This is a genomic window from Shewanella sp. T24-MNA-CIBAN-0130, from assembly GCF_040310185.1.
Lineage (GTDB): Bacteria > Pseudomonadota > Gammaproteobacteria > Enterobacterales > Shewanellaceae > Shewanella > Shewanella psychromarinicola.
Genome location: NZ_JBEOPP010000022.1, coordinates 1 through 19776 on the forward strand (window position 1 = coordinate 1; position 19776 = coordinate 19776).

Below are 19776 nucleotides of genomic sequence, written 5' to 3' on the forward strand. Positions count from 1 at the left end.
TGACTGATGGGGCTCGAACCCACGACAACCGGAATCACAATCCGGGACTCTACCAACTGAGCTACAATCACCACTGATATCAATTCTACTAACCAATACGAAAGAACCACTACATGCCGAATGGTGCGCCCAGAAGGATTCGAACCTTCGGCCTTACCCTCCGGAGGGGTACGCTCTATCCAGCTGAGCTATGGGCGCTCGCCTTGGTTAGCGAGGCATATAATATGGATAAAACACCGCCGCGTCTAGCCCTGATTTGCATTTTTTAACTGACTGATTAACTTTTGACTCATTTTGGGTGACTATTTACTCATTTGCGATAGTTATTAACATTGTGCTCACATTTATTTCGCTTGGATAACAATTGAATTTATGGTAATAATAATGACTGTTCAACAATATTTTTCCAAATATTTTAATAGGATAGAGCAAGGAATATGGATACGGATACGGATATAAGTCACACAAAAACATCCTCAAGTGTTGAGCACCTACAAAAAAGGATTGCTCGCTTGAGAGGTCTGGCTAAAAAATATAAACGTTCCGAAATTATCCAAAATGCCCTCCTTGGTATTTCCAATATTGCGACGCAAGTAGCATCACTTGATGATTTTTACCAACGGGTGCATTTAAATTTACAACAACTTATTCCTGCAGAAAACTTTTTTATTGCATCGCAAGATCCCAAAACGGGATTGACCAGTTTACCTTTTTTTGCCGACCAACAAGATTCTCACCCCACAGAGCTCTATCCAGACCAAGAAATATCAGCGTTGCTTAATAGTGGCCTAACGGGTTATGTGCTTCGTAATGGTGAACCTTTATTATGTGACGATAATAAGTTTAATCAATTAATCGCCAGTGGCGACATTAAAAGCCTTGGATCGCCGTGCCATCAATGGCTCGGCGTACCCATCAAAAACCAAGATGTTGTCAGTGGCGTACTCGTAGTACAAAGTTATAACGAAGCCAATACCTATGGTGAACTTGAATTAGAACTAATGGGTTTTATATGTCACCATATTTCCGGCGTCATGGAGCGACTTCAACATCATCAACAACTTGAACAAGCCATTGTTGAACGGACCAAGGAACTCAGCCAAGCTTATGAAAAGGTTAAAATCGAAGTTAAAGAAAGGGTAAAAGCAGAAAAACTTCAACGAACGCTATTTGAAATAGCCGACCTGTCTGCATCAAATGTGCTGCAACAAGATTTTTACCCTCGTCTTCATAATATTATTAGCCAGTTAATCCCTGCACATAATTGCTTTATCTCACTGATTAACGATAATAATACGTTGTCGTTCCCGTTTTACGTGTCACAAATGGCAGCCGAATATCCCGCATCTCGCCCAATGCAGGATGGATTGACCGAGTACATTCTTGATCATAAGTTACCTCAGTTGTTATCCGCCAAAGATATTGCCCAAATGGTCGATAGAGGTGAAATCTATGCAAAATCACCAGAATTAAACAAAACCAATAGAATGCATCAATGGATAGGTATTCCATTGATCATTAATGGTGATATCGCGGGCGCGTTAACCATTTATAGCTTAGATGACGACCATATTTATCAATTGAAAGATTTAGAGCTACTGACATTTGTTTCCCAACACATGGCCAATGCTATTGAGCGTAAATTGGCGACTGAGTCGCTGAAAAATAGCCATGAGCAGTTAGAGGATAAAGTGGTTAAACGCACTCAAGCACTCGCTGAACTCAACAATAATCTTCAACAAGAGATAAATCAGCGCCGCAAAATTGAAGATCAACTGCTGCACGACGCGCAACATGATGGGCTGACGGGTTTACCTAATCGCAGCTATTTAATGGAGCGATTGTCACAAGCATTAAAACACCTGCGCCGTCATGGCTTAGATCAGTTTGCATTGTTATTTATCGATCTTGATAGATTTAAAGTGATCAATGATTCTTTTGGTCACTTAGAAGGCGATCGATTTTTAATTGAAACTGCGCAACGCATAAAGTCATGTATTCGCGACAACGATACTCTGGCACGAATGGGGGGAGATGAATTTGTCATCTTGCTTGACTCAATTAATGCTACTGAAGACGCTGTCGAAGTCTGCGAGCGTATTTTACAGACATTATCAATGCCCTATCAGCTAGCCAAACAAGAATTTATTTCTGGTGCCAGTATCGGGGTTGCATTTAGCGGGCGTAATAAATTGGTTACCAGTGAATCGCTGCTGCGTGATGCTGACGCCGCTATGTATCAAGCTAAAGCCAATGGCAAAGGCTGTTTCGTCATTTTTGATGACAAGCTCAGCGCTCAATCTCAGCAACAACATGCATTAGAAATTGATTTTAAGAAGGCTCTCGACCAGCAAGAGTTTCAGATACGCTACGTTGAAGTGGTCGACTTTACCACAGGTGAAATTATTGCTATCGAACCACAAGTTGAGTGGCATCACCCAGAACAGGGCATCATTGAACACGTAAAAATGAAACACTTAGCGGTACAATATCAACTAACGCTTAATTTAGATGGTTATATGTTTGCCCATTTAAACGATCAGTTTCAGTCGCTCAAACAACAATATGGTGCCGATGTTCATTTTCATTTATCGATTTGCAGCCAACACATTAAAAATAAATTTGTATTACGCAACCTTAAAAACACTATCAAAAACAGCAATATCGATTTAAGTAAGTTAATGTTGTTTTTCAACGAAAAAGCCTTAGTTCAAGACACTGAAAATCATATTAACGGTTTTGAGATCATCTCACAGTTAGGCGTGCTAATTGGCATTGATGGCTATGGTACAGGTTACAGCTCTCTAAGTTGTCTCAGCTTTTTACCCATTCAAGCATTGAAATTGGATGAAGACATTAGTAAACACTTACTTAATGATAAACAATTACAGTTAGTCAGGGCTTACCAACTCACCGCTGCAACCCTTCAGTTTGATATGTATGCTACTACCGTAGACACCCAGCAACAGGTTAGACAATTTTTAGCCTTGGGTTATGTCCGCGGACAAGGTCGTGCATTAAGTAAGTTATTTTGTGAAAAAAAGCCCTATATATCTTGTGCATGATCAATAAGCCAAACGGGTTCATGACTCTTTTTTAAACATGTCGCGTAAATTGGCAATATGACTTTTGCCGGTTTCCACCCGTTGTTGTTCAGTTTGCACCGGTTTGCGGTTTTCCCAAATGAGGTCATCTTGCGGTAACTCAAGTAAAAAACGACTGGGTTCGCAACGAATCGTTTCACCAAATTGACGCCGCTCACGGCATATCAAAAACCATAATTCACGTTGTGCACGAGTTATCCCCACATAAGCCAGTCGACGTTCTTCATCGACATTTTCCTCATCAATACTCGATTGATGTGGCAAGATCCTTTCTTCAACGCCCACCATAAATACAAAAGGATATTCCAGTCCTTTAGAGGCATGTAAGGTCATTAACTGAACTTGATCGCCACCTTCATCCTCACTGTTACGTTCCATCATATCGCGCAGCGTTAATCGAGTGACCACTTCGGGCAACGTCATCGGTTCATCTAACTCATCACCTTCGAGCATTTCGGTAACCCAACGATACAATTCAGAAATGTTCTTCATGCGCATTTCAGCCGCTTTGGCACTGGTACTGGTCTCGTATAGGTAATCTTCGTAATTTATTTTACGGATCAATTGTTTAATCGCCTCAACAGGCTCTCCACGTGTTGCAACCTCTCCAGTATCAACAATAAACGTTCCAAACTGATACAAAGAGTTAACCGCCGCAGGCGCTAGATGATGGTTGAGCTCAACATCAAAAATCGCTTCAAATAACGAGATATGTTTTTGATTGGCAAAATGACCTAAACGCTCCAGTGTCGCAGGACCGATACCACGCTTGGGTAAGTTAACCACCCGCAAAAAGGCATTATCATCATCAGGGTTCACCACTAAACGCAAATACCCCATAATATCTTTAATTTCTGCACGAGAAAAAAAGGATTTACCACCACTGATCTTATAAGGAATGCGGTTGGTAATGAGTGCCCGTTCAAGTAAACGAGACTGATGATTACCTCGGTATAAAATGGCGTAATCACCAAACTTGGTCCGCCCAACAAACTTATGCCGAATAATCTCCGCCACCACTCGTTCAGCTTCTTGTTCTTCGTTAGCGGCAATTAATATTCTTATCGGTTCACCATAAGCTAACTCACTAAATAACGCCTTGTCGTACACATGAGGGTTATTGGCAATCAAAATATTGGCGGCACGTAAAATACGTTGGCTGGAACGATAGTTTTGCTCTAATTTAATCAGTTTAAGCCTTGGATAGTCGGTCCCTAACAACACCAAATTTTGTGGTTTCGCGCCGCGCCAAGAATAAATAGATTGATCATCATCGCCCACCACAGTAAAACGTGAGCGTTCACCCACCAAGAGTTTCACTAATTCATATTGGCTGGTATTGGTATCTTGATATTCATCCACCAGCAAATATTGAATTTTAGTCTGCCAACGAGTGCGCACTTCTTCATTCATACGCAACAATAACGTTGGAATTAAGATCAGATCATCAAAATCGAGCGCATTATAAGATTTCATATGCTGAGCATACCGTTGGTACAACATGGCAAATAACTGGCTTTGCTCATCTTTTGCCATATTTTTCGCTTGCTGAGGGATCACTAATCCCCCCTTCCAATTTGATATCGCTGATGCCAAAGATTTGATTAGGTCTTTATCTTCATCTAATTCATCTTCAGTCAGTTCTTTTAATAAGGCGAAGGTATCTTGGTCATCAAACAAAGAAAAACCTGCCTTAAGCCCAAGCACTTTATGCTCGCGCTTAATAATTTCGAGTCCTAAGGTGTGAAAGGTTGAGATCCATAATCCACGGGCATCTTTTCGACCCATAGACTGAGCCACACGCTCTTTCATTTCACGAGCGGCTTTATTGGTAAAGGTGACGGCGGCAATATTGCGGGCTTTATAGCCACATTTTTCGACTAAGTAAGCAATTTTATTAATGATCACCCGTGTTTTACCACTCCCCGCGCCCGCGAGCACTAAGCATGGACCCGATACATAATGTACGGCTTCATTTTGCCCTGGATTGAGTTTCATTAATCATTACACCTTACTTAACCTTAAACGAAGACGGATCATAGCAGAATCACCTCGCGACGGTTAACGAAAATCACAGTTAGGTTTTGGAAAACCGCCGACCTCGGTTATAATTGAATCAATATATCAGTAGGGAATAATTATGATTAATCCAAAGAAAATAGAAGAGCTCGCTAAACAGCTTAGTGACAATCTACCTAACGGCGTAAAGCAATTTGCTGGGGAATTTGAAGAACGCAGTAAACAAATACTTCAAAACCAACTGATGAAATTGGATGTAGTTTCCCGAGAAGAGTTTGAAGTGCAGCAGCACGTGTTACTTAAAACCCGTGAAAAGCTTGAAGCATTACAAGCACAAGTGAATGAGTTAGAAAAAAAGTTAGCTGACTAGCGACTAATTTCTAACAGGTATAAAAATGAAAATGACGCTCTAAAGCGTCATTTTTATGATTACGCAAAACTGATGTTTTATTTTAGCGACTCTTCTAATGCACGTAAGCAAAGGGCGACGTTTTCACGACGAGCACTAAAGCCCATCAAGCCGATACGCCATGCTTTACCCGCTAATGCCCCTAAACCTGCGCCAATTTCTAAATTATATTCTTCCAATAAATGCTTACGCACTGCAGCGTCATCAACACCCTCTGGAATATACACAGTATTGAGTTGGGGTAAACGTGACGACTCTTCAACCACAAATTTAAAACCAAGTTGGGTTAGTCCATCACGTAATAATAGGTGCATTTTACGGTGTCTTGCCCACGCATTTTCAAGCCCTTCATTGGCGAGCAAACGTAAAGACTCATGGAGCGCGTATAAGGCATTCACTGGAGCGGTGTGATGATAACTGCGCTTAGCGCCAGCACTATTACCCCAATAACCCATGACTAAAGTTTGATCTAAGAACCAACTTTGCACTTGGGTAGTACGGGCTTTTAGTTTCGCCACCGCTTTAGGAGAAAATGACACTGGTGATAAACCGGGTACACAAGATAAGCATTTTTGGCTGCCAGAATAAATCGCATCAATGCCCCACTCATCCACTAGCAATTCAACACCGCCAAGTGACGTCACCGCATCGACAATGCTGATACAGTCATGCAATTGCGCCAAAGTACACAAGGTTTTGGCATCCGATAATGCCCCGGTTGATGTTTCAGCATGCACAAAGGCTAAAAATTTGGCATCGGGATGCGCCACAAGTGCGGTTTCAACTTTATCTGGGCATACTGGTTCACCCCATTCATTGTCGACCACAACTGCTATACCGCCAACGCGCTCAACGTTTTGGCGCATACGTTCACCAAACACCCCATTGCGGCACACAATCACCTTTTCGCCAGGCTCAACTAAGTTAACAAAGCAGGTTTCCATACCAGCACTGCCTGGCGCCGATACCGCTAAGGTCATTTCGTTTTTGGTTTGAAAAGCATATTGAATTAAGCTTTTTAATTCATCCATCATGCCGACAAAAAGTGGGTCAAGGTGACCGATAGTCGGTCGTGATTGGGCCGCAAGCACTTCGGGATACACATCAGATGGGCCAGGGCCCATTAGAATTCGGCGCGGTGGCATAAAAGCTGGAATTGTTGGCACGGGTAACATCAATGTCTCCTTAAAATGAGGTCGAATACGCTAAATACTAATTACATTAATACGATTAGTATTACTAGCATATGGAAAAATTTACCCTACATATAAAGCAACCCCAATGACATGATGCCGCGACGGCATCGTATATTGGCGATTTGGAACACAGCCACGAATATTTTTTCGTTTTAGGCGCACTGACAATACCACATTGAGGCACTAAATCACCTCTGGAGGGTATTTTAACATCAATTACCGCTTCGCTTAGCGCTATTCAAAAATAACTGATATGCCGGACTGTGGGTTTCTTCTTGATAAACGAAACCTAAGTCTGTTAAAAACTGGGCAAACGCCACATCGTCTTTCGCCGGTACTTCAAAGCCGGCTAACACTCGGCCAAAGGCTGCGCCATGGTTACGATAATGAAATAAACTGATATTCCACTTGCTCTGTAAGGTGGTTAAAAACTTCAACAATGCCCCGGGATGTTCAGGGAACTCAAAGCTAAACAAGCGCTCTTCTAGCGGTTCAAGTGGATGACCACCGACCATATAACGCACATGTAATTTAGCGGTTTCATCTTGGGATAAATCTTGAACTTCAAATCCTTCCAATTCAAGTTTAGCGATAATCTCGCTTAGCTCTGCTTGGCCACCCGTAAGACGAATGCCGGCAAACACCACTGCAATGTCACGGCTACTAAAGCGATAGTTAAACTCGGTCATCACCCGTTTATCGAGTAACTGACAAAAGCGTAAAAAACTGCCTGGCTTTTCAGGGATTTTCACCGCTAACACCGCTTCTTTTTGCTCAGCTAATTCGCAGCGTTCAGACACATAACGTAAGCTATGAAAATTGACGTTTGCGCCACTCAAAATAGCCGCCACTTTTTTCGGTGCATCAACCGCATCGCCTTGTTGCGCCATGTATTTTTTAAGCCCCGCAATAGACAAGGCTCCGGCGGGTTCAGCTATTGCACGAGTATCTTCAAAAATATCTTTTACCGCCGCGCAAATTTCATCGGAAGTAACGGTAACCACCTCATCAACGTATTCACGCGCTAAGCGAAATGGCTCAGTACCAATGCGTTTAACCGCAACGCCATCAGCAAATAAACCCACTTGAGCCAATGTTACCGGTTCATCGGCTTCTAATGCCGCCTTTAAGCACGCCGCATCTTCTGGTTCAACCCCAATGATCCTCACTTGTGGCATCACCGCTTTATAATAGGCCGCAATACCGGCGATTAATCCACCACCGCCAACAGGCACAAACACGATTTCAATATCCCGTTGTTGTTGTACCATTTCTTGGGCAATGGTCCCTTGACCAGCAATCACCGCTTCGTCATCAAACGGGGCGATATAAACACGCCCTTCTGTTGCCGACAGATTTTTAGCATACTCATTGGCTTGATCAAACGCTTGCCCATGTAGCACTACATTGCCACCTAAGCGTTTCACTGCATCAATTTTAATATCAGGCGTCGTACTTGGCATCACAATAACGGCATTAATACCGCGGCAGGCGGCAGACATCGCCACACCTTGAGCGTGGTTACCCGCAGACGCACACACCACGCCTTTATCACATTCATCTTGAGTTAACGCCGCGATACGATTGTAGGCACCGCGGATCTTAAACGAATGCACGGGTTGCATATCTTCACGCTTTAAATACACCTGACAACCAAAGCGAGCAGACAATTTATTCATGCTCGACAGTGGCGTCACTTTAGCGACATCATAAACAGACGACAGTAAAATTTTCTGCAAATAATAATGGGCTAAATCTAATTGAGTTTGAGACGCTAAAGCCAACATATTACCCCTCCAGCTTAGAACGATCACGAACAGCACCTTTATCAGCACTGGTCGCCAGTAATGCATAGGCTTTAAGTGCTAATGAAACATAACGCTCGCGAGAAACCGGTTTCCAACCTAACGGACCTTTGGCATCCATAGCATTGCGGCGACGAGTAATCTCTTCATCACGGACATTAAGTTGAATACTACGCTGAGGTATATCGATGGCAATTTGATCGCCATTTTCAATTAACGCAATAGTGCCACCTGACGCCGCTTCTGGTGATACATGGCCAATTGATAAACCTGAGGTACCACCGGAAAAACGACCATCGGTGATTAATGCACATTTAGCGCCTAAACCACGCGATTTCAAATAAGTTGTTGGATAGAGCATTTCCTGCATACCTGGGCCGCCTTTTGGGCCTTCGTAGCGGATCACCACCACATCACCTTCAATCACTTCGCCGCCTAAAATGCCGGCTACTGCATCATCTTGGCTTTCATACACACGGGCATTGCCAACAAAGGTTAAATTAGACTCATCCACCCCTGCTGTTTTCACAATACAACCATCAACGGCAACGTTACCTGACAATACGGCTAGGCCACCTTCTTGGCTAAACGCAAACTCACGCGAACGAATACAGCCATGTTCGCGATCATCATCGACACTGTCCCAGCGACAATTTTGACTAAATGCTTTAGTGGTTGGAATACCTGCCGGGCCAGCACTAAAAAAGCGAATAATGTCAGGGTCACTAGTCTGTTTAATGTCGTACTTGGCTAACACTGATTTTAAATCGCCGCCATCATCAGCGGCCACATGCGGCACATCGTTATGCAATAAACCCGCGCGGTCTAACTCACCTAAAATACCCATCACCCCACCAGCACGGTGGACATCTTCCATATGATATTGAGGCGTTGATGGCGCAACCTTACATAAATGAGGCACTAAGCGCGATATGCGGTCAATATCCGCCATGGTAAAGTCAATTTCGGCTTCTTGCGCCGCGGCCACTAAATGCAACACAGTATTAGATGACCCGCCCATAGCAACATCTAATACCATGGCATTTTCAAACGATTTAAATGAGGCTATATTGCGCGGCAATGCTGTTTCATCGTCATGCTTGTAATAACGCTCAGCCAACTTCATTACGCGGCGACCGGCTTCTAAAAATAATTCACGACGATCTTCATGAGTTGCCAGCATAGAGCCGTTACCTGGTAACGACAATCCCAGAGCTTCAGTCAAACAGTTCATTGAATTGGCGGTAAACATTCCCGAGCACGAACCACAAGTAGGGCATGCACTGCGCTCAATTTGCTTACTGTCTTCATCGCTGACATTGGTATCGGCACCCGCTACCATCGCATCAACTAAATCAAGCTTAATAATTTGATCAGATAACTTAGTTTTACCCGCTTCCATTGGACCGCCCGACACAAAGACTACCGGGATGTTTAACCGCAGCGCCGCCATTAACATGCCAGGAGTAATTTTATCGCAGTTAGAAATACACACTAATGCATCAGCACAATGGGCATTGACCATGTATTCGACGCTATCGGCAATTAACTCACGTGACGGTAGACTGTACAACATGCCACCGTGACCCATAGCAATACCATCATCTACGGCAATGGTGTTGAACTCTTTGGCAATACCGCCCGCTTCTTCAATGGCGCCGGCAACTAATGACCCCATGTTCTTTAAATGCACATGGCCAGGCACAAACTGAGTGAACGAATTGGCAATCGCGATAATGGGCTTACCAAAATCATTTTCTTTCACTCCAGTGGCACGCCATAGTGCGCGGGCGCCTGCCATGTTGCGGCCTTCGGTACTGGTTGCTGAACGTAATTTGGGCATTACAAATATCCTTGTTTACTACAGTGCTCGTTAGCGGTTTTTCCAATAACGACTAAATAATCTCTAACTAAATAATCTCTAACTAAATCGTGCTTGGCTCAATCGTAAGTGCTAGCCGTTGGCGACCTTGTTTAACGGTATCGCAGATAACACCTTACAATGAGTCACGTCGATTAATTTGTCTAACTGGGTACTCAGCAGTTCAATGGCACGTTCGGCCTCAACCCATAAGTCTACTGCCATGCTGGCATCGTCATTGATACGCACTTGCATTTGGGTGACTGTAAACCCACGATGCCGAGTAACACGTAGTAGGCGTTCAAGCACTTCAGGGCAATGTTGAACGGTTATTTCTAATGCATGCATCATGTTTGCTTCTCCATTTGATCCATCATTTCACTATTACTCGCACCCGGTGGTACTAAAGGCCACACGTTAAAGGCATCATCAATCGACACATGCAGCATGTAAGGACCACTACTGTTTAACATATCTTCTAATCCTTGCTCGACTTGATCGGCACGCGTTATCGTTCGACCTGGTATATCAAATGCTGATGCCATAAGGACAAAATTAGGATTATCAGATAAGTCTGTTTCACTGTAGCGCTCTTCAAAAAACAGTTGTTGCCACTGTTTAACCATACCGAGTTTTTGATTATCCATCAGTAGGATTTTTACCGGCAACTTACGGCGTTTGATTGTGGTTAATTCTTGAACGTTCATCATAAACGAGCCGTCACCAGAGACCGTGACCACAGTCGCATCGGGTCGCGCAACTTGAGCGCCAATCGCGGCGGGTAAGCCAAAACCCATGGTGCCTAAGCCTGCACTTGATAAGTGATCTTCAGGGCGACGGAACCACATGTGCTGCGCCACCCACATTTGATGTTGACCCACGTCGCAGGCGACCACACTGTCTTCAGGTAATTTATTGGCTAAACGACGTAACATCGCTGGGGCATAAATTAAATCACCCGGATGTTGGTAGTCCCATTGGTGCTTAAGAGATAACGCCTCAACATCTGCTTGCCACTGACCAATATCAAGCTGGCCAGTCACTGCGGCCGTTAATGCGGGTAACACCAAGCTCAACTCGGCTGCAATCGCTACGTCAGCTTGGCGTAACTTGCCGATTTCGGCAGCATCGATGTCTAAATGCAATACTTTGGCATTACTGGCAAAACTGGCAAGGCGACCGGTAACACGGTCATCAAAGCGTGCACCTACTACCATTAATAAATCGCATTCTTGCACTGCAAGGTTTGCGCCTTTGCCACCATGCATGCCCAACATGCCTAAATAACCTTTAGTACCATGTGCAATGCTGCCCAAGCCTTTTAAGGTCGCCACCGAGGGGACGCCTGTGGCGGCGATAAACTGACGTAAATGCGCAACCGCGCCAGCCATTCCAACACCACCACCGACATACAGCATAGGTTTTTTAGCCTGCTTAATTAACGCTACTGCAGCGTCTAATTCACTGACTTGGGGTTGTAATTCATCGGTAACGCTTTGAAGCGGTGTTTTGTATTCTAATGAAGCCAGTTGGATGTCTTTTGGAATATCAACTAACACCGGACCAGGACGTCCTGCTGCGGCGATTTCAAATGCGCGATATAAGGTAGGAATAAGCTCATTGATGTCGGTGACCATAAAACTGTGTTTAGTGCACGACAACGACATGCCTAATACATCAATTTCTTGGAATGCGTCAGTACCAATCACACTGCTAGAGACTTGACCGGTTATGGCCACTAGCGGAACAGAGTCAAGCAGAGCATCGGCGAGTGAGGTGACTAAGTTAGTGGCGCCAGGACCGGATGTAGCAAAGCACACTCCTGTTTTACCACTCGCACGAGCATACCCCACCGCAGCAAACGCGGCGCCTTGTTCATGACGGCTAAGCAAGTGCTCTACCGGACCGCCATAAAGGGCATCGTAGATTGGCATAATCGCCCCACCAGGATAACCAAATACGGTTGTCACACCATGTGCTGCTAGTACTTTAATTACTGCATCAGCGCCGCGCATTTTCTGTACTGCTTCCATATGTTGCTCTCTACTTCGTCAATGTATCTGCTGCTCTACTGTGGAATGTTTAGGTCTTTTATTTTTACTTAGGGCTAAAACTAAAAAACCCCCGGTCCTTTCGGAGCGGGGGTTTTTGCAATCTGTGTGACTCTTAGGTCAGTCTAGTTGTCAAAACGCCACCCCCGCGGTGATTTAATAATCACTACGGTAATAATTTCGAGAATGAGTATGGTTGCGTGGTTTAACATATTATCGACTGTATCCTAGGTATCTTTGTTGATTTATTTAGTGGTATTAGACCACAACCTTTATGGCGTACTTGAATAAGTACCATAAAAGAATTACCCAATACAACTAAAAAATCTACTTTGTAAAAAAATTCAGCTTCCCTGCCGAGACAATGCAAACAACCACAAAAACTATAAGCGTGTTATTAAGTGACTAATCACTTGTTAATAATCAATTAACAATCAATTAACAACAATCACTTAACAACAATCTAACGATTTGTTTTCCCAACAGCCCAATTGACAAGATGAACCGTACGATTGATGCCTGTCCGACAACATAAACATGCTGCAAACAACTAAGCGGGTACTTCACCAATCACTTAATACGTTAGCTCGCTTCAACAATACTCTTCATATCCGTCATATAACCACGTAATTCAGCGCCGATAAACTCAACTTCTGTATTACGAATTTTTTCATTTACGTCGATTAAGCGAAGGTTATCAACACCAGTTGCTTGTTCCTTAAGACCGGCACCTAAGTACTCAGATGGCATAGCGTTAACATAATCACGTAGCATAGGCACTGCGGCATGGTTAAATAAGTAACAACCGTATTCAGCTGTATCTGAAATCACCACATTCATTTCATATAAACGTTTACGCGCAATGGTGTTGGCAATCAAAGGGGTTTCATGCAGCGACTCATAATAAGCCGATTCTTCAACAATGCCTGCGGCAACCATGGTATCAAACGCCAATTCAACACCGGCTTTGATCATCGCCACTAAGAAAATACCTTTATCGAAATAGGTTTGCTCGTCGATATACTCAGATGATACTGGGGCATTTTCAAACGCGGTTTCGTTAGTATCCGCTCTCCAACGCAATAAATTAGCATCATCATTGGCCCAATCTTCCATCATAGTGCGAGAAAACTCACCACTGATAATGTCGTCCATGTGTTTTTCAAACAATGGCTTAAGGATAACCTTTAACTCTTCAGCCATATCAAATGCTGTGATTTTAGCGGGGTTTGATAAGCGATCCATCATGTTGGTAATACCGCCGTGCTTAAGCGCTTCGGTTACCGTTTCCCAACCTTGTTGAATTAACTTGCCGGCATAACCCGGTTCGACACCGTCAGCCACCATTTTCTCGTAACCTAAAATGGCACCGGTTTGTAACATGCCACACAAAATGGTCTGTTCGCCCATAAGGTCAGACTTCACTTCAGCAATAAACGATGACATTAATACGCCTGCACGATCGCCACCAGTAGCACTGGCATAAGCCTTAGCAATCGCTAAACCGTCACTGTTTGGGTCGTTTTCTGGGTGCACGGCAATCAATGTCGGTACCCCAAAACCACGCTTATATTCTTCACGTACTTCTGTAGCAGGGCACTTTGGCGCAACCATGATGACAGTAATATCAGCACGAACTTGCATGCCTTCTTCAACAATATTGAAACCATGTGAATAAGATAAGGTAGAACCTTGCTTCATTAATGGCATAACCGCATTAACAACATTAGTATGTTGCTTGTCTGGCGTTAGGTTTAACACTAAATCAGCTGCAGGAATAAGCTCTTCAAAGGTGCCAACGGTAAAACCGTTATCGGTCGCTTTTTGCCATGATGCACGCTTTTCTGCTATTGCTTGCGGACGTAAGGCAAAAGAAATGTTCAGGCCTGAGTCACGCATGTTTAAACCTTGGTTAAGGCCTTGAGCACCACAACCTAAAATCACAATATTCCAATCTTTAATATAGTTGCAACCATCACTGAATTCAGTACGGTTCATAAACCGGCATTGTGCTAGTTGAGCTAATTGTTGACGTAAATTCAGAGAGTTAAAATAGTTAGCCATCTGATACCACCTATAAAATTTAGTAATTGGGGACACAACATCTTATAAGTCAGCGACCTTAAACGTTGTGATTAACGTCACTATAGCGCATGCATATGATTGCTTAAAATGATATATTCGGGACATCACGTTGCAATTAATGCAACATAGAATACATAACCTAATACTTAACCTAATGCGTGCTATAAGGTGCTGTGATGGATATTCGATCTCTTAAATTATATTTACACTTATGCGATAGCCTGCATTTTGCCAAAACAGCGGAGCAATCTCATGTCAGCCCATCGACATTAAGCCGCGCTTTACAGCGTTTAGAAGAGGAACTGGGCAGCAAATTGTTTGAACGAGACAATCGCAGTGTCACCATTACCCACGCAGGCATAGAATTTAAGCGTTTTGCTGAGCAGACATTATCGGAATGGACCCAACTGCGTAACCGTATCGACCCAAGTCAGCAGTTTTTACGCGGCAATCTTAATTTGTATTGTTCGGTTACCGCAGCTTATAGCCATTTACCGGCGCTGCTAGACCGATTTAGACGTGAGCATCCCCATGTCGATATCAATCTCAACACTGGGGATCCGGCTAATGCGGTCAATCAAATTCAAAAGAATCGCGCCGATATTGCCATTATTGCATTGCCTGATGCGTTCCCCGCCAGCTTGCATTTTACCCCGATTGATAAGGTGCCAATATCAGTTATTGCCCCCACAATGCCATGCCAAGTACAGCAATGGGTAAACCAAGCAAAAATTGATTGGGGAAAACTACCCTATATCGTGCCTGACCATGGTCCAGGCAGAAAAAGGATCGATTTGTGGTTTAAGCAAATGGGCATCAAACCCAACATATATGCTCAAGTTTCTGGCCAAGAAGCCATTGTCTCTATGGTCGCCTTAGGCTGTGGCGTTGGTATTAGCCCAGAGGCGGTGATCCACAATAGTCCGGTGCGAGAGCGTATTCAAATCTTATCGTCGCCAATCCCAATCCCCCCTTTTGAATTAGGCTGTTGCTGCAAAGAAAAACGCACCAATGATCCGATCATTAGTGCGTTCTTAGAGATTATTTAATGGGGCGAATATGAATTACTCAAGGTAATGGCGGTGCATCAATGTCTAAACGGGTAACCAATAGTTGGTCGACTTTGTAAGAATCAATATCAACCACCTCAAATTTATAACCCGCGTAATTGACAAAGTCAGTACGCTTAGGAATTTTACGCAGCATATACATCATAAAACCGGCAATGGTTTCGTAATTCTGATTATGTGGAAACACTTCAATATTAAATGCGCGCATCACATCGGTAATGGGCGTCACGCCATCCACTAACCAAGAATTACCATCACGGGCAACAATTTGCTCTTCACTTTCATGCAATGACCACGCGCCCATAACGGCACTTTGTAGATCGTTGGTGGTCACAATACCGACAACCAAAGCATACTCGTTCATCACCACCGCAAAGTCAGATCGATTATTCTTAAAATACTCCATCGACTCAGATAAGGTTAAGGTATCAGGAATAATTAAACAGTTATGTACAAGCGTGCTGCCTTTTAAGGTTATATCTTGCCCATTAATCACTCGGATAAGCAGCTCTTTTGCATCAACAAATCCTTTGATCATGTCCAGTTGACCATCACAAACGATAAACTTGTTATGCGGATTTTTAGCAATTTTTTGCTTGATGTCTTCTTCGGTATCTTGCAGTAAAAAATACACTAAACTTTCACGCGCCGTCATGGCCGAGGTCACCGACACAGACTGCATTTCAAACACGTTCTCCATCATTTGCTGCTCGCCTTTATCCATCACACCGGCTTCAGTGCCAGCGGTCATCATGGCGTAGATATCATCATGGGTCACTTGGTCATTACGCGCGGTAGGCACTTGTAATAATTTAAAAATAGCATTAGCCAAGCCATTAAAAATCCACACAAACGGTTTTAATACTTTAATGCATAGAATAATGGGCATCACAAAAGTAACGGCCACTTGCTCAGGGATCACCATTGCAATCCGTTTCGGCATCAAATCAGCGAATAGAATAAACAACGAGGTGACGGTAACAAATGAACACACAAAACTCAGCTGCAAGCCCCACTCATTGCCTAATAAAGGCAACAGTAGTTGTTCAAAATGCGGTCTAAAGGCCGATTCACCGACGATACCGCCCATGATAGCCACTGCATTAAGTCCAATTTGCACTACGGTAAAAAAACTGCCTGGATGCGCCTGCAGTTTCAGCACTTTAGCGGCACGTAAATCACCTTCATCAGCCATTAATTGCAAGCGCATCTTTCGTGATGCCGCGAGTGCAATTTCAGACATAGAAAAAAAACAACTTATGCCTATTAGGCACAAGATGATCAATAAATTATCAGAGAGGCTCATAGTTTACCTTTACCTGAGTACTAGCCAAAATATCAGGAATGTATGTACATATCTTTGTTGCAAAATGGACAAATGCAAGACCTCAGCCATTTATTAACATTAAAATTAATCTGGCTAACGGTGCAATACAGATAGAAATAACCAGTGGTGAAATATCATTATTGCGTTTCACGACAACAGACCAATTTATAATCAGTCCCCGCGAACGATAAAGCGACGGTATTCTACTCAACATCAGTGATTTAAACTAGCTTACAAAGCTAACTTTATCTGACTTATTTAGCCTTTATCACGCAAAAAAACACATCGCTGCTAGACTGTAGCAACCCATTCATTTGTATATTATTCAAACAAAAGGAATTGTTAATGGCGATAGCCTGTGTATTTACCCGAGCAAGCTGCGGTGTAGAAGCGCCGAGAGTGACTGTTGAAGTACATTTAAGCAATGGTTTACCGGCGTTTAATCTAGTGGGGTTACCAGAAACCTCAGTCAAAGAAGCCAAAGAGCGCGTCAGAAGTGCATTGATTAATGCAGGATTTGAATTTCCACAAAGACGCATTACCGTCAACCTCGCCCCAGCCGATTTACCTAAACAAGGTGGCCGCTATGATTTACCCATTGCGGTTGGTATTCTCGCGGCGTCAAATCAAATCCCAGCCAAAGCATTACACCAATGTGAGTTTGTCGGTGAATTGGCTCTTTCAGGTCAAATTCGCCCTTGCTGTGGATTGCTGCCTGCCATTATTGCGGCACGTAATGATCAGCACCATTTTTTTATGCCCATCGAAAACCGTCATGAAGCAGAACTCGTTGGTTATCATCACAGTTATTTTGTCGCCCACTTACAAAACTTGGCAGCCTTTTTACACGGCCAGGCACAATTACCGTTACTCGATACCTTACCCGAGTGGATTGAAGAGCAGCCTCTAGTATCATCATCACTTTGTATGAGTGATGTCATTGGCCAGTATCAAGCCAAGCAAGGGCTTGAAATCGCGGCAGCCGGAGGACATAACATGTTATTTATAGGCCCCCCAGGGACAGGGAAAAGCATGTTAGCCAATCGAATTATTCCGTTATTACCCCCGCTCACCTACGACGAAGCGATTGAAGTGGCGGCGATCCATTCTGTCGCCGGATTACATGTCAAACCACAAAACTTCCTTAACCGCCCTTTTCGATCGCCGCATCATACCTCCTCATCGATTGCACTTATTGGCGGCGGTAGCCACCCCAAACCAGGGGAAATATCCTTAGCGCACCGCGGGGTTTTATTTCTTGATGAAATAGCGGAGTTTCCTCGTAAGGTACTAGATTGTCTGCGAGAGCCGTTGGAAACCGGCCAAGTTGAAATTTCACGCGCTGCAGCAAAATTGACCTTTTTGAGTCGGTTTCAACTCATCGCCGCCATGAACCCAAGCCCCTGTGGCGATACTGAACGCGCGCGTTCAACGCCCGATCAAATTCAGCGATATTTATCACGTTTATCGGGGCCTTTTTTAGACCGCTTCGATTTAACCGTAGACGTACCCAAGCTTCCTGCCGGCACCTTAACCCAACAACACCAACCCAGTGAGTCTAGTGTTGAAATAGCCAAGCGCGTTAAACAAGCGCGCGATCAACAACTCAGCCGTTCTGGGGTATTAAACAGTGAATTAACCCCAAAGCAACTCAAGCAAGATGGGGGGATTACTCAAGCAGATCTGGCTTTTTTGGAACAAAGTGTCGTGAGCTTAGGATTATCTGTTCGCAGTTTTCATCGTATTCAACGCGTATCACGCACCATTGCCGACTTGCAGCAATCTCCTACCACTGAGCGCAATCACATTGCTCAAGCCCTTGGTTATCGGGCAATGGACCGATTACTAGCAAAATTGAATCAACAATAAACGTAATTTAACCTATCGTATTGATTGAGCAAATCAGCGACTCCTAGTAACATAGCCATCCGTTTAATAGGAGAGAAAAATGTCGCCGCTTTCGAAAATCAAAGGTTCAATTGCATTCTTATGCTATTTATTTAATACCATTTTTTGGACAATCCCCATCTTGATGTTCAGTATTGTAAAGTTGATCCCGATTGGCATTTTTCAAAAAGTCTGTAGTTATATTCTCGATAATTGCGCGACAGCATGGATAAGCACTAATACTATCATTGAAGACATTTTTCATCCGATGCGTATTCATGTCACTGGCGATCAATCGTTTTCTGAAAAAGAATGGTATATGGTCATTGCTAACCATCAATCATGGGTCGACATCCTCATTTTGCAACGAGTATTTAATCGCAACATTCCATTTTTAAAGTTTTTCCTCAAACAAGAACTGATCTTTGTGCCGGTACTCGGCCTAGCATGGTGGGCATTAGACTTTCCGTTTATGCGCCGTTACAGCACTGCACAATTGCGAAAAAACCCTAAATTGAAAGGCAAAGACATTGAAATTACTCGCAAAGCCTGTGAGAAATTTAAAACCAAGCCAGTCAGTATAATGAACTTTGTTGAAGGCACACGATTTAGTGTGGCTAAACATGATAAACAAAACTCTGCCTTTCAACACCTGCTAAAGCCTAAAGCTGGCGGGATGGCTTTTGCATTATCGGCTATGGGGGAGCACATAAATAAGCTCGTTAATGTGACCATCTATTATCCAGACATCGTTCCTACGTATTGGCAATATATTTGTGGCGAACTATCTGACGTTAGAGTGGATATCAAAATCACTGACATCCCAAAGAATATGCGGGGTGATTACCTAAAAGACCGCGAATTTAAAATCGAATTCCAAGAACAGTTAAATCAGCTATGGGTTGAAAAAGATCAACAGTTACAACAATTCATTACTGACGCAAAGCCAAAGGTATAACAAC

At 43.5% G+C, this 19776-nt stretch carries 13 protein-coding genes and 1 tRNA gene; 5 read left to right on the forward strand and 9 right to left on the reverse strand.

The window, feature by feature from the left end; translation table 11 throughout:
- Positions 1 to 121: 121 nt before the first annotated feature.
- A tRNA-Arg gene (locus tag AAEZ02_RS10700) sits at positions 122 to 198 on the reverse strand.
- A gap of 239 nt (positions 199 to 437) precedes the next feature.
- Here AAEZ02_RS10700 and AAEZ02_RS10705 point away from each other — a divergent pair.
- The gene (locus AAEZ02_RS10705) at positions 438 to 3065 is read left to right on the forward strand and encodes a sensor domain-containing phosphodiesterase (protein ID WP_351089294.1); all 2628 of its coding nucleotides are present in this window, start codon (positions 438 to 440) and stop codon (positions 3063 to 3065) included.
- An 18-nt stretch (positions 3066 to 3083) separates the two neighbouring features.
- Here the strand turns inward: AAEZ02_RS10705 and rep are convergent, their stop codons facing one another.
- Positions 3084 to 5102 carry a DNA helicase Rep gene (gene rep, locus AAEZ02_RS10710; protein WP_351123031.1) on the reverse strand — a complete coding sequence of 673 codons (2019 nt, stop codon included), beginning with the start codon at positions 5100 to 5102 and terminating at the stop codon, positions 3084 to 3086.
- Positions 5103 to 5244: 142 nt separating this feature from the next.
- On the opposite strand from rep, the gene ubiK reads away from it, so the two are divergent.
- Positions 5245 to 5493 (forward strand): ubiquinone biosynthesis accessory factor UbiK, encoded by a 249-nt coding sequence (gene ubiK, locus AAEZ02_RS10715; protein WP_101033008.1) that lies wholly within the window; start codon positions 5245 to 5247, stop codon positions 5491 to 5493.
- 77 nt (positions 5494 to 5570) lie between these two features.
- Here ubiK and AAEZ02_RS10720 read toward each other — a convergent pair whose 3' ends face one another.
- From AAEZ02_RS10720 to ilvC, 6 genes are all read right to left on the reverse strand, one after another.
- A complete protein-coding gene (locus AAEZ02_RS10720; protein WP_101033009.1) occupies positions 5571 to 6707 on the reverse strand; it encodes a pyridoxal-phosphate-dependent aminotransferase family protein in 1137 nt (378 codons plus the stop codon).
- A 233-nt stretch (positions 6708 to 6940) separates the two neighbouring features.
- The gene (gene ilvA, locus AAEZ02_RS10725) at positions 6941 to 8515 is read right to left on the reverse strand and encodes a threonine ammonia-lyase, biosynthetic (protein WP_335688958.1); all 1575 of its coding nucleotides are present in this window, start codon (positions 8513 to 8515) and stop codon (positions 6941 to 6943) included.
- A gap of 1 nt (position 8516) precedes the next feature.
- Positions 8517 to 10376, reverse strand: coding sequence for a dihydroxy-acid dehydratase (ilvD, locus tag AAEZ02_RS10730; protein WP_124013236.1), 1860 nt, complete (start codon positions 10374 to 10376; stop codon positions 8517 to 8519).
- 111 nt (positions 10377 to 10487) lie between these two features.
- On the reverse strand, positions 10488 to 10745 hold the full coding sequence (ilvM, locus tag AAEZ02_RS10735) for an acetolactate synthase 2 small subunit (protein WP_101033012.1): 258 nt from the start codon (positions 10743 to 10745) through the stop codon (positions 10488 to 10490).
- Positions 10742 to 12427: an acetolactate synthase 2 catalytic subunit gene (ilvG, locus tag AAEZ02_RS10740; protein WP_351123036.1), complete on the reverse strand. Its 1686-nt coding sequence runs from the start codon at positions 12425 to 12427 to the stop codon at positions 10742 to 10744. Before ilvG ends, ilvM begins: the two co-directional genes overlap by 4 nt.
- A 600-nt stretch (positions 12428 to 13027) precedes the next feature.
- Positions 13028 to 14509: a ketol-acid reductoisomerase gene (ilvC, locus tag AAEZ02_RS10745; protein WP_101033014.1), complete on the reverse strand. Its 1482-nt coding sequence runs from the start codon at positions 14507 to 14509 to the stop codon at positions 13028 to 13030.
- 197 nt (positions 14510 to 14706) lie between these two features.
- On the opposite strand from ilvC, the gene ilvY reads away from it, so the two are divergent.
- A complete protein-coding gene (ilvY, locus tag AAEZ02_RS10750; RefSeq protein ID WP_101033015.1) occupies positions 14707 to 15579 on the forward strand; it encodes an HTH-type transcriptional activator IlvY in 873 nt (290 codons plus the stop codon).
- Positions 15580 to 15598: 19 nt separating this feature from the next.
- Here ilvY and paeA read toward each other — a convergent pair whose 3' ends face one another.
- Positions 15599 to 16906: a polyamine export protein PaeA gene (paeA, locus tag AAEZ02_RS10755; RefSeq protein ID WP_101033016.1), complete on the reverse strand. Its 1308-nt coding sequence runs from the start codon at positions 16904 to 16906 to the stop codon at positions 15599 to 15601.
- Between the two features lie 366 nt (positions 16907 to 17272).
- On the opposite strand from paeA, the gene AAEZ02_RS10760 reads away from it, so the two are divergent.
- Positions 17273 to 18796, forward strand: coding sequence for a YifB family Mg chelatase-like AAA ATPase (locus tag AAEZ02_RS10760; RefSeq protein WP_101033017.1), 1524 nt, complete (start codon positions 17273 to 17275; stop codon positions 18794 to 18796).
- 79 nt (positions 18797 to 18875) lie between these two features.
- Positions 18876 to 19772 carry a 1-acylglycerol-3-phosphate O-acyltransferase, YihG family gene (gene yihG, locus AAEZ02_RS10765; RefSeq protein ID WP_101033018.1) on the forward strand — a complete coding sequence of 299 codons (897 nt, stop codon included), beginning with the start codon at positions 18876 to 18878 and terminating at the stop codon, positions 19770 to 19772.
- Positions 19773 to 19776: the final 4 nt, after the last annotated feature.

Excerpts from the sequence above, each read along its gene's own strand:
- AAEZ02_RS10720 (WP_101033009.1), bottom strand. The coding sequence starts at position 6,707 with ATGTTACCCGTGCCAACAATTCCAGCTTTTATGCCACCGCGCCGAATT.
- ilvY (WP_101033015.1), top strand. The coding sequence starts at position 14,707 with ATGGATATTCGATCTCTTAAATTATATTTACACTTATGCGATAGCCTG.
- ilvG (WP_351123036.1), bottom strand. The coding sequence starts at position 12,427 with ATGGAAGCAGTACAGAAAATGCGCGGCGCTGATGCAGTAATTAAAGTA.
- yihG (WP_101033018.1), top strand. The coding sequence starts at position 18,876 with ATGTCGCCGCTTTCGAAAATCAAAGGTTCAATTGCATTCTTATGCTAT.
- ilvM (WP_101033012.1), bottom strand. The coding sequence starts at position 10,745 with ATGATGCATGCATTAGAAATAACCGTTCAACATTGCCCTGAAGTGCTT.
- paeA (WP_101033016.1), bottom strand. The coding sequence starts at position 16,906 with ATGAGCCTCTCTGATAATTTATTGATCATCTTGTGCCTAATAGGCATA.
- ubiK (WP_101033008.1), top strand. The coding sequence starts at position 5,245 with ATGATTAATCCAAAGAAAATAGAAGAGCTCGCTAAACAGCTTAGTGAC.
- AAEZ02_RS10705 (WP_351089294.1), top strand. The coding sequence starts at position 438 with ATGGATACGGATACGGATATAAGTCACACAAAAACATCCTCAAGTGTT.
- ilvC (WP_101033014.1), bottom strand. The coding sequence starts at position 14,509 with ATGGCTAACTATTTTAACTCTCTGAATTTACGTCAACAATTAGCTCAA.
- ilvA (WP_335688958.1), bottom strand. The coding sequence starts at position 8,515 with ATGTTGGCTTTAGCGTCTCAAACTCAATTAGATTTAGCCCATTATTAT.
- AAEZ02_RS10760 (WP_101033017.1), top strand. The coding sequence starts at position 17,273 with ATGGCGATAGCCTGTGTATTTACCCGAGCAAGCTGCGGTGTAGAAGCG.
- rep (WP_351123031.1), bottom strand. The coding sequence starts at position 5,102 with ATGAAACTCAATCCAGGGCAAAATGAAGCCGTACATTATGTATCGGGT.
- ilvD (WP_124013236.1), bottom strand. The coding sequence starts at position 10,376 with ATGCCCAAATTACGTTCAGCAACCAGTACCGAAGGCCGCAACATGGCA.